This window comes from Actinoplanes sandaracinus (genome assembly GCF_030009775.1).
GTDB lineage: Bacteria > Actinomycetota > Actinomycetes > Mycobacteriales > Micromonosporaceae > Actinoplanes > Actinoplanes sandaracinus.
Map to the genome: position 1 here is coordinate 1 of NZ_JASCTH010000030.1, position 10,943 is coordinate 10,943.

At 67.5% G+C, this 10,943-nt stretch carries 9 protein-coding genes; 1 reads left to right on the top strand and 8 read right to left on the bottom strand.

Going from position 1 to position 10,943, the window contains the following annotated elements:
- The 8 genes from QLQ12_RS36295 to QLQ12_RS36330 form a co-directional block, all read right to left on the bottom strand.
- Positions 1-198: transposase (locus tag QLQ12_RS36295; protein ID WP_282765326.1), on the bottom strand; the 198-nt coding region annotated here is incomplete at its 3' end.
- A 65-nt stretch (positions 199-263) separates the two neighbouring features.
- Entirely contained in the window at positions 264-1,220 is a 957-nt protein-coding gene (locus QLQ12_RS36300) for a TauD/TfdA family dioxygenase (protein WP_282765327.1), read from the bottom strand.
- Positions 1,217-2,467 carry a phenylacetate--CoA ligase family protein gene (locus QLQ12_RS36305; protein ID WP_282765328.1) on the bottom strand — a complete coding sequence of 417 codons (1,251 nt, stop codon included), beginning with the start codon at positions 2,465-2,467 and terminating at the stop codon, positions 1,217-1,219. Before QLQ12_RS36305 ends, QLQ12_RS36300 begins: the two co-directional genes overlap by 4 nt.
- A 12-nt stretch (positions 2,468-2,479) precedes the next feature.
- Positions 2,480-4,234 (bottom strand): amino acid adenylation domain-containing protein, encoded by a 1,755-nt coding sequence (locus tag QLQ12_RS36310; RefSeq protein WP_282765330.1) that lies wholly within the window; start codon positions 4,232-4,234, stop codon positions 2,480-2,482.
- The gene (locus QLQ12_RS36315) at positions 4,215-5,618 is read right to left on the bottom strand and encodes an MFS transporter (RefSeq protein ID WP_282765331.1); all 1,404 of its coding nucleotides are present in this window, start codon (positions 5,616-5,618) and stop codon (positions 4,215-4,217) included. The genes QLQ12_RS36310 and QLQ12_RS36315 overlap by 20 nt, the downstream gene beginning before the upstream one ends.
- Positions 5,608-6,954 carry a condensation domain-containing protein gene (locus tag QLQ12_RS36320; protein ID WP_282765332.1) on the bottom strand — a complete coding sequence of 449 codons (1,347 nt, stop codon included), beginning with the start codon at positions 6,952-6,954 and terminating at the stop codon, positions 5,608-5,610. The genes QLQ12_RS36315 and QLQ12_RS36320 overlap by 11 nt, the downstream gene beginning before the upstream one ends.
- Positions 6,951-8,036 (bottom strand): class I SAM-dependent methyltransferase, encoded by a 1,086-nt coding sequence (locus QLQ12_RS36325; protein WP_282765333.1) that lies wholly within the window; start codon positions 8,034-8,036, stop codon positions 6,951-6,953. The genes QLQ12_RS36320 and QLQ12_RS36325 overlap by 4 nt, the downstream gene beginning before the upstream one ends.
- Positions 8,037-8,039: 3 nt before the next feature.
- A complete protein-coding gene (locus QLQ12_RS36330; RefSeq protein WP_282765334.1) occupies positions 8,040-9,560 on the bottom strand; it encodes an amino acid adenylation domain-containing protein in 1,521 nt (506 codons plus the stop codon).
- An 863-nt stretch (positions 9,561-10,423) separates the two neighbouring features.
- Here QLQ12_RS36330 and QLQ12_RS36335 point away from each other — a divergent pair.
- On the top strand, positions 10,424-10,717 hold the full coding sequence (locus QLQ12_RS36335; RefSeq protein ID WP_282765335.1) for a hypothetical protein: 294 nt from the start codon (positions 10,424-10,426) through the stop codon (positions 10,715-10,717).
- The last annotated feature ends 226 nt before the right edge of the window (positions 10,718-10,943 follow it).

Below are 10,943 nucleotides of genomic sequence, written 5' to 3' on the forward strand. Positions count from 1 at the left end.
GTGGTTCAACGCCTGCTCATGCACGCCCTGCAGCCGGGCGGCCATCGGCTGGATCGACTTCCGCCGCCCGTCGATCATCAATCCCTGCAGATACGTGGCCGCCCGATCCTGCCAGCCCGCCCTGGTCAGCGACGCGAACACATCCGACGCGAACTCGGCCAGGTCATCACGCAACCGGTCAGCCTCAACAACGTCCATACCTCAATGACAGCGACCGTCCATGAACAAGTCACCATCAGCCACTCGAAAGTGACAAAGCACTACTAGTCGCCGTTGCCGTCGAAGCGGCGCATCTCCGTGAGCGCGACCAGGAGGCGGCGCGGGCCGGAGTAGGGGTTGCGGGCGTGAGCGACGAGCACGTTGTCGATGGCCAGCACGTCGCCCTCCCGCCAGGTGAACGCGTACTCCAGTTCCTCGTACACCCCCAGGATCTCCGCCATCACCGAGTCTTCGATCGGCGAGCCGTCGCCGTAGCGGCAGTCGCGTGGCAGGTCGTCCTGGTCGTACAGGGCCAGCAGCGCCTCGCGGGTCTCCGGCTCCAGGCAGGACGGGTGCCAGTGCTGTGCCTGATTGAACCAGGACAACTCACCGGTGTCCGGGTGTCTGACCACGGCGGGGCGCACCGCGGCCGTACGCAGCGTGCCGTCGGCCCGCCAGTCGCACTCCACCCCTTCGGCCGCGCACTTGCGAGTGACCTCGCCGGGGTCGTCGGTGTCGAAGACCGTACGCCAGTCGAGCCCCAGACCCCTGTGGTAGCCGCGCTCGTAGCGTACGCCGCGCTCGGTGAACCGCTCGACGATCGAGCGGTCGAGGTGCCGTAGCACCAGCCGACTGTCGACGACGGGCGTCTCGCCGCCCTCCGCCGGCGCCGTCACGCAGCAGAACAGCAGCCGCAGCGGCCACTCCAGGTTGAACGAGTTCTCGTTGTGCCACAGGAGCTTGCGGTCGGCCGGGTAGAAGACCGGAGTCTGCACGGTGCCGTCGGCGTTGACCGGCTCGTGCTCGTGGTTGTTCGGGTAGAGCTCGCCGCCGACCGCCTGCGCCGCTGCCTCGAACTGCTCGGCCGAGGAGACGCCGAAGCCGGACATCAGCGCGGCGCCATGGGTCTCCAACGCGGCCCGTACCTCGCCGGCGATGGCCCCGATCCGGTCAGGTCCGGCCGCCCCTTCGGCGTTGAACATGGCGACCGTCGTCGCCCCGTTGGTCAATAGCTGGGTCATCGTTCGTCCACCACCTCGATGAGCTTGCCTGTGCGGGAGTTGGTCGCCAGCTCGGACGGGCGCACCCATTCCACCGTGATCGGGTGGATGACGCCCCGATCGACGGCGCGGGGATAGGGCGGGCTGGCCGCGTACACGGCGTCGACGACCGCCTGGCTCAGACCCTCGGCGGGCTCGGCACGCGCGGCCAGGCGCAGCACGAGCCCGTCTTTGCCGTCCCAGCGGCGGGCGACGAGTTGCATCCCACTCACCAGCCCGTCGCCGTCGACCCGGGCGACGACCGCGCGGATCTCGCCGGGGCGGAGCACATCCGGCCCGACCTTGATGCTGTCTCCGGATCTGCCCAGCAAGCGGAACCGCATCCGGCTGGTGTCCGTCCACTCCGCGCGGTCGCCGACCGGGTACCGGATGAGCGGCATCAGCGTCCGGGACATGTTGGTGCCGACGAGCCGGCCCGGCACACCGGGCGAGGTGATCGGCTCGCCGGTCGCCTCGTCGATCAACTCGACGACGCTGTACGGCGCGAGTGACTGGTGCACCCGCACGTCGCCACCGGGGACCGGCGAGCCGAGGGGGCCGCCGTCGATCGCGGCGTATCCCAGCGAGCCGATGGTGGCCTTGGGGAAGGCCTGAGCGAGCACCGACCGGACGTCGTCGAAGAGCGGTTCGCCGGCGAAAAGGAGCGACTCGACCGAGTCGGCGGTCTCGCCGCGCTCGATCAGCAGGTCGGCCAGTTTGACGAGCGTCGTCGACATGCCGCAGGTGACGTTGACGCCGAATTCCTTGAACACGGCCGCGACGAACTCCACCGGCGCCGCGCCGGCGATCGGCAGCCGCAGGGTTTCGATCGACGCGTTCGCCAGCACGTCGTTGGTGAACAGGAAGCCGCCGTACAGCTCGCCGGCCATGAAGAGGTTGGCCACGCGGTGGCCCGGCCGCAGCAGCCCGGCTCGCACCAGGCCGGTGCCGAACGCGATGGCGGCGTCACGGTTCTCCTCCTCACTCCACGGCGAGAATTTGGGCGCGCCGGTGGTGCCGCCCGACTTGTACACGACACCGTCTGTCAGCGGCCTGGTGAGCACCCGGTTGTCCGGGTACGTGTTCGCCTCCCAGAAGGCCTCCTGGGTCACCAGGGGCAGCTGGGTGAGATCGGTGACCACCTCGGGGACGTCACGGTAGAGATCGGAGTAGAAGGGCGAGTTGCGGCGTGCGTAGTCGACCAGCACCTGCAACGACTTGGCGGGCACCTGAATCTCTCCTCACGGTCGGTGGTCGAACAGCCGAGCCAGCGCGGCCCGGTCGATCTTGCCGTTGGTGTTGAGCGGCAGCGCGTCGATCGCGCGCATGCCGGCGGGGACCATGTAGGCGGGCAGCGAACGGGCCAGGAGCTCGCCCAGGTCGGGCGGCACACCCTCCGGCGCGACGAGCACGGCCTTCAGGGTGCGGGTCACGCCCTCGCCGTGTATCAGCGCCGCGGCCTGGTGGACGCGGGGGTGCGTGGCCAGGACGCGCTCGATCTCCTCGAGCTCGATGCGCTGCCCGTTGAGCTTCACCTGGCGGTCGGCGCGTCCCAGGAACTCGAGCTCGCCGGAGGGTGCCAGGCGGGCGAGGTCGCCGGTGCGGTAGACCCGTCGCTGCCCACCGTTTGGCGAGGGGATCGTGACGAACCGCTCGGCCGTCAGATCGGGGCGGCCGACGTAGCCGATCGCCAGGCCGGGGCCGGACACGCAGATCTCGCCGGCCTCGCCCGCCGCCACCGGGATGAGGTCGGGCCCGAGGAGAGACACCTCACGGTTGGGGAGGGGCCGGCCGATCGGCACCGACGGCGCGTCCGGCATGAGATCGGCGACCGGGAAGCAGGTGGCGATCACGGTCGTCTCGGTGGGCCCGTACGCGTTGACGATCGGCAGGTGCGGCAGCCGCTTGTGCGCGGCACGGAAGTGCCGCGGTGACTGCGCCTCGCCGCCGACGACCAGGGCGGACAACGGGTCCAGCACGTCTGGCGCGCTGTCCACCACGACGTTGAACAGCGCGGTGGTCAACGTGAGCGTGTTGACGCCGTTGTCGCGGATGGCCGTGCGGAGCCGGCTGACGCTGGGGAACGTGCCGTCGAACAGCACGCAGGTGCCACCGTGCAGCAGCGGTCCCCACAGCTCGACCGTCATCCCGTCGAAGCTCGGTGACATGTGCGCCAGCAGAACCGTGTCCGCCGACAGCTTCGCGAAGTCGCCCGGGAAGAGCAGGCTGGTGACGCCGCGGTGCGGGGTGAGGACGCCCTTCGGCTCGCCGGTCGACCCGGAGGTGAAGTTGACGATCGCCGGATCCCCCGGGTCCACGCCGGTCTCCGGCGCGCCGTCGGCGCAGGCGGTGTCCGTATCACCGATGTGCAGCCGGGTGACGTGGTCGGGCAGCGCGTCGGTCTCCGCCTCCGTGACGACGATGGGCACCGACGCTCGCTCCATCATCGTGGCAAGCCGGGCGGCCGGCCACGCCGGATCGATCGGCAGGTAGGCGCCGCCGGCCTTGAGGATGCCCAGCAGCGCGGTGACGAACCCGGGCGTGCGCGCCATCGCGGTGGCCACCACCGTGCCGGGCCCGACACCCTGCCGCCGCAGCCGCCAGGCGAGGCCGTTCGCGGCGCGGTCGAGCTGCCGGTAGGTGACGGCGCGGTCGCGGAACCTCAACGCGATCCCGTCCGGCGTCTCGGCGGCACGCCGCGCGAACAACTCCGCGATGGTGTGGTCGGGGAAGCCCGCGGCGCGGCGGACGTTGCTCTCGATCGCGGCCACTATCGCCTCGAACGTCGACCTCGTGTAGAGCTCTTCGGGCGTGAGCGCGTCGAGCCCGAAGCTGCTTTCGATCTCGGCGAGAAACTTCACCGCGCCCAGCGAGGTGCCGCCGACGTCGAAGAAGTCGTCGTGCGGCTCTGCGGCCTGCCCGTCGAGTATGTCGCGCCAGATCGCGTGCACCGTTGCGGCGATGACGGCACGGCTGTCACCCGGATTCCGATCCACCGGTCACTCCTTGGTCAAGTCTCGTTTCGTCGAACCGGATCAGCAGGAACGAGCACACCGCGCCGGCTCCGGCCACCAACGCACAGATGCCGAAGAGAGCCGGGAAGCCGCCGGTCGCGTTGCTCAGCAGAGCGCTGCCGACGGCGAACCCGCCCTGCCGCAGGATGGTCATGATCGCGGCGACCGAGCCGGCCCGACCCGACGGAGCGCTCGCGATGATCGCGCCGGTCACCTGGTTCTGCACGGTGGCCGCGCCGATCCCGGCGACGGTCATCCCCACGGCTACGACCGCGAGCGACGGCATGTGGGCGCCGGCGGCCATGACCAGGCATCCGACGGCCACCACGATCAGCCCGCCGCTGAAGAACCTGCTGTGTCTCGACGTTGCGGCCACGCGCGTGACCAGGTACGGCACGGCGAACATCGGCACCGTGAAGAAGAGCATCAGGTAGGAGATGGTGCCGATGTCGTAGCGCAGCGAGCTTTCGAGAAACAGTGGTAGGTAGACCATCAGCGACCAGTAGCTGACCGCGAGGACCAGAGGCACCAGCGCGAGGCCGACGAACCCCCGGATCCGGAAGAGGCCGAGGTCGATGGCCGGATGCCGGACCCTCCGCTCGATCCATAGGAACCCGGCGAAAATGACGATCAGCCCGGCGATGAGGGCCAGTGTGCCGATCATCGGTTCGCCGAAGCCCGGTCCGTAGAGCAACAGCCAGGTGGCTAGGAACAGGAACCCGCTGAAGACGGTCAGGCCGGGCACGTCGAGCGGTTTGTCCTGGCGTTCCCCAGGCTGCTCGCGCACGGTCAGGCAGCCGGCGACGATGATCACGCAGATCGGGATGTTGATCAGGAAGATCCACTCCCAGCCGAGCGTGCTCGCGATGATGCCGCCGAGCCCCGGGCCGGCCACCAGCGCCAAGCCCTGAAGGGTGCCGATCAGCGCGAACGCGCGTACCCTCTCCGCCTTTTCGGTGTAGAACCGGCCGACCAGCGCGAGGCCTCCACAGACGATGAACGCGCCGGCGATCCCCTGCAGGACGCGCCCGCCGATCAGGACGCCGTAGCCGGGTGCGAACGCGCACGCCACGGACGCGACGCCGAACAGCGCGGCGCCGAAGATCACCGATTGCCGGTGCCCGTAGCGGTCGGCGAGCACGCCGGCGGTGAGGAGCATGATCGTCAGCGTCAGGTTGTAGCCATTCATGATCCAGACCGAGCCGGCGACATCGAGCGAGAACTGCCGGCTGAGGTCGGTGAGCACGAGCGACACCGCGGTGATGTCGAACGTGGCGGTGAAGCCGGCCAGGCCCATGATCACGGCGGGCGCCCACCTGACGGTGCGGGCCGCCGGTGCTCTCGGGCCCGCCGCGTTACGACTCACGGAGCACCCGCGCCAGCTCGTGCTCGTAGTCGCGGACGAACGCGACCGCCTCCGCCCGCGCGAAGGCACGCTGCGAGAACTGCCAGAACATCCGCGCGTGTGTGGCGTCGCGCGTGTCGCTCGGCGGGATCACGACGATGTTCATCTCGAACTTCGCGGTCTGGCTCTGCTCCTCGTGTATCTCGGCGCTCGCGCCGCCGAACTCCAGTCGCGGAACCCGCGAGTCGTGGAAGCTGAAGCAGTGCTGGAAGACCGGGTTACGGCCGGGCTTCTGCGTGAGCTTCATCCGCCGGACGATCAGCGACAGCGGTACGTCGCTGTAGCGCAGCGCCCGGAACATCGACGTCTGTATGCCGCGAGCGACGCGGTCGGGCGGATCTTCCGCGCGGACGGTGACCCGCACCGGCATGGCGTTGACCATCATGCCGATCAACGGCTCCAGCTCCGCCTCGGTGCGGCCGTGCACCGAGATGCCGACACAGAAGTCGGTCTTCCCGCTCCGCGCGGCCAACAGGCGCGCGTAGACGCTGAACATCAGCACGAACGGCGACACGGCCATGCGGCGCGCGGTCTGACGGATCCGGCCGTACGTGTCCGCCGGCACCGTGGCCTCGATCAGGTGGCCGTCCAGGCTGTCGACGCGCGCCGGTGTACCGCCGAGCGACACGTCCGCGGCGCCGTCGAGGTAGTCGGCCCAGAAGTCGACCGCCTCCTGGCCGTACTCACCCTCCATCCGGCCACGCTGCCAGCTGACGAACTGCTGGTACTGCGCCTGAAGCGGGGGCAGGTCGGGCTGTCGGCCGGTCGCCAGGGCGTTGTAGGCGACCTGGATCTCCTCCCACAGCCGGCCGAACGACCACCCGTCATGGACGACGTGGTGCTCGACCTGGATCAGCGTCCACTCGTCGGCGGCGAGCCGCACGGCGTCGATGGTCAGCAGCGGAAGCCGCGCCACGTCGAAGACCCGGTCCTGCAGCCCGCGGCGCACCGCGTCACATGCCGGCAGCCGATCCGGTGACGGCAGCCCGGACAGGTCGTGCAGCGGGATCGCGAAGTCGAACGGCTCATGGACGGTAGCCCGGAAGCCGTCGTCATCCAGGCTGATCGTCGTGCGCAGCATCTCGTGCCGGGCGACGACGTACGACACGGCCCGTTCCAGGACGGCCAGATCCAGCTCTCCCCGAACATGGATCGCCGCCTGCGCGTTGTACGCCTGGTTGCCCGGGTAGAAGCTGCTGAGGAGGCAGATCTGCTCCTGGTTGTAGGAGATGCCGCGCGCGGGCGGCTGGTCGGAGACCCGCTCGGGTCTCCGAACCTCGGTGCGGACGGCCGTCACGGGTGCCTCGACACGAACATGTACCGGAACTGCTCGATGCCGGCCTCATACGTCGCCTCGGTGTACCGGAAGTCGAACAGTTCCTCGCTGCCCTCCGCCACGAACTGCTCCCGCAGCGACTCGAGTACCGTGACCTTGTTGCGCCAGTGCTCGTTCTCCTCACGGCTCAGGTCGACGACCTCGTAACCGCCGAAGAGCTTGGTCAGCAGGGTCGCCAGCTCGGTACGGTCGGGACTCCATGTCTCCTTGGTGAAGGTCCGCAGCGGGAACGTGCGTACGATCCCGAGCCGCAGTGCTTCGGTGCCGATCTCCTGAAATCTGCGCAGAAGCCCTTCGAGTGAAGGGGCGTAGTAGATCGTGTCGAACGAGACGATGTGCGTGAACGTGCCCGGCGGAAACCTCAGGTCGCGGGCGTCCATGACATGGAACCGCAATCGGCTGTCGGATTCGGCCAGCCGGTTCGCGTACTCGATGGCGCTGGCCGACAGGTCGACACCGACGACGTTCGCACCGGTCTTCTCCGCGATGTACCGGGAGATCAGTCCGTACCCGCAGCCGAGGTCCAGGATGGTGTCGCCCTCCTTCGGCGTGAGCATCGCGAGCATGCGGTCGATCTGCGCGGAGTCCGCCATGCCGTGCTGGCCGAAGTTGTCGCCGTAGACCTGCCGGCAGAATTCGCCATGGGCGGCGCTGCCCATGGCCGCGGCGTAGTAGCGCTCGAATCGCTTGTTGCGGGTTTCCGAGCGGTCGGGCTCGTTGTATCGCAGCAACCGCTCGGTCTGCGACGACGAGCCGTCCGGCGCCGGCGGTTCCACGATCTTCACGGGCTCCTCGGACCGCAGCACGTATGCGACGAACTCGGCGAGGGTGGGGTGCTCGACGAGGGCGAAGAGGGGCACCGTCTTGCCGAGTTCGCGCCCCACCCGGGTGACGAGAAGCATCGCGGTGAGAGAGTGTCCGCCGGCCTTGAAGAAGTCGGTGGACTCGGAGACCAGTTCGGGCTCGCTCTTCAGCAGTTCGGCCCAGATCGGCGTGATGGTGTCGATGGCGCGCTGAAACTCGTCGGTGGTCGATGTGGTCATTGGTCAGCCCCCCGCTTCGGCGAGAATCGTCAGGACCGCGGCCCGGTCCACTTTCTGGTTGAGAGTCAGTGGTATGTCGTCGATGACCTTCAGGCTGGTGGGCACCGCGTATCCCGGCAGTCGCCGGGTGAGGTGCTCCAGCAGATGGGCCTCCGCGAGGCCGGCGTCGCCGGTGGCCACCGCCACCAGCGCGCGAGATCCGTGCTCGCGGACGGCCGTGACGTACGCCGACGTCACCATGGGATGGTCGAGGATCGCGGCGGAGACCTCCGCGAGCTCGACCCGGTTTCCCCGAATCTTGACCTGGTCGTCTCTCCTGCCGATGAACAGGAGATCACCTGCCTCGTCTCGCCGGACGATGTCGCCGGTGCGGTACATGACCGTCCCCGGCTCGAACGGATTGTCGCCGAAGCCGCTCGGCCCCGGCCGCAGATACCCGGGCGCTACGCTTTTTCCGGAAAGGCAGAGCTCACCTTCGCCGCCGTCGCGCACCAGGGTGCCGTCGTCATTCACTACATATGCCCGCATGCCCGGGATCGGTACGCCGATCGGAACGGATCCGCCCCGATCTATTCTCGGGTCGAACGTATGGAACACACATCCGACGGTGGCTTCCGTAGGCCCGTACTCGTTGACGATATCGACGTCACCATTCAGCTGGGAGTGCACTTTAGCCGCGAGTTCGGCCGTCAGGTCCTCGCCCCCGACAATCAGGCGCCGAATGTGCTGCCGACCATCCAGAAGATGGGAGAGAAGGTACAGGTACGACGGCGTTATCTTGATGACGGTGACCGCTTCGTCCGCCACAATCCGCTGTATCACCATGGGGTCGGCGACACCGTCGTAGACGCCGATGGACGCACCGGCGATCAGCGGCGGAAATATGCACGTCACGGTGAAGTCGAATGCAAGAGTAGTGTATAGAGCGATCCTGTCGTCTACGGACCGAATGTATCTGTCTCTCGCCCAGGTCACATAATTCGCGAGGTTTTCGTGTGTGATGCAGACACCCTTGGGTGGTCCCGTCGACCCTGAGGTGTAGAGGATGTAGGCGAGGTCTGTCGGGCCGACGGCCACCGTCTCGACAGGCTCGCCAGGGTCGGCCAGCACGCCCAGTCGCAGCCCGGCCAGTCCGAGCCGGCCAGCCAGTTCAGCATGCTCGGCGGAGTAGACGACCATGGTCGCCGCGCTGTCGTCGACGATGTATCTGACCCGGTCAACGGGATTTCTATGGTCGACCGGCACGTAGGCGGCGCCGAGCCGCAGCACGGCGAGCACCGAGGCCACCAGGTCGATCCCGTGGCTCACGGCCAGGCAGACGCGTGTGCCCGGCCGGCACCCGATCCCGCGCAGGGCGTGCGCTATCTCGTCGACTCGCCGGCCCAGCCGGGCGTAGTCGTGCGGCCCGTCGCCGTCCCACACGGCGATGCGGTCGCGGTGCGCTGCGAGGCTTTCGTCGAACAGCGCGCAAAGATTCGCTTCCTGATGGCGATGGGACATATTCAGGTTGGCGCCAGTCAGCATCAAGATCCCCCGTGCCGCGTTTGCGAGTGGCGCACTCCTTTTGCGCCCACCATTCATCAACGGAATGGCTTTGCATTCCGTTGGGCAGACGGAGACCAGGAGGGACGACTCGCCAAACGACCCCGACAACGGCCTGGAACGTGCCAGACCGTCAACAATTCAAGAACACAATTTACGAACGCATATGCCTCAGCACTGACCTACCCCCGTGGGCCTCGTCATCGATCGATGATGGTATACGTCGTGCCGATGGTGGCACATGTAGCCCGGAGATCACAATGAGTACGTTCCGACTCGATGCCGATACCAACATCCAGATCTTTCCGGCTCGCGCGCGAATCACGCGCGATCAACCTCACGACCTCTGCAAAGTAGTGGTACGGCTGGATCATCGGTTTGCTGTAGTCACGCCGGTATCTGGCGTTGCGGGGAAGAGCGCGGCCTCCGATTGATCGTTCAGGTGTCTAGCAATATTTCGTCTCCAGATTCTTCATGATTGAGGCAAAGTTTCAGGTGGCGCGGGGCAGACCGGCCCAAGGCGATTGCGTTGTCTGAAGGCAGGCGCCTGAACTGGGGATTTGCGAGGTGAGTGGCCTCTGTGGAGAGAAAGTGGCGGGTGGTGTTGTTACGCGGATCAACAGGCCGCGCCGGCCGTCGTCCTCCGGATCACCGTCGGCGCCGACGCCGGCCAGCCAGATCCAGTCGTGAAACCGCGGCCCTTTCGCCCCGTCACCAACACTGCGCCGGGTCCACACGGCGGCGACCAAGGTTCCTTGCGGAGGCTTCGTAGTGTGACGCCCGTGAGGAATGATCATCTACGTCCGTCGCCCTTGCGTGGGCTGTGGTCGTTCAGTGTCGGCGGCTTGTTCCTGGCCGGCCTGATTCTGGTACTCGATCCGGCCACCGGGTTGGAGGAATGCCCCAACTACATCGGCCGCGGTAACGGTGACACCAGCGCCTTCCGTGACTCCTCCTGGGACCTGTATCTGCCGGTGCTCGCGTTTGTGTGGATCATGGCCACGATCGTGGAACAGGCTCTTCCGTTCGCCCGCGGCAGTCGGACCGACTCGACCGTCCGCGCTACGGCCGCGGTCAGCATGTCCATCATCGTTTCCTGCTGCGTACTCGGCCCGCTCATCTTCATGTGCCGCCGCTGACGCCCCGGCCGGGAGACGCCGCGTGTGGCTCACCGCTGCAGCCGATGAGACGACTTAACAGTTCGTCGCGAACGTACGAGATCCGTTCTGACGACACGCGCCCATAGTGCTGAATACCTGCTGCCGAACGTCCTCAACTCGGCCACACGACATCTACGGCGTCGGCCCCCTCAGCTCTCTCGGGCACTCATGCAGGTGCGTGCGTTCACCGGCTCGTAGTACACAC

What these genes read in the sequence shown, in the direction of transcription:
- QLQ12_RS36300 (WP_282765327.1), bottom strand. Translation starts at nt 1,220, where the DNA reads ATGACCCAGCTATTGACCAACGGGGCGACGACGGTCGCCATGTTCAAC.
- QLQ12_RS36330 (WP_282765334.1), bottom strand. Translation starts at nt 9,560, where the DNA reads ATGCTGACTGGCGCCAACCTGAATATGTCCCATCGCCATCAGGAAGCG.
- QLQ12_RS36325 (WP_282765333.1), bottom strand. Translation starts at nt 8,036, where the DNA reads ATGACCACATCGACCACCGACGAGTTTCAGCGCGCCATCGACACCATC.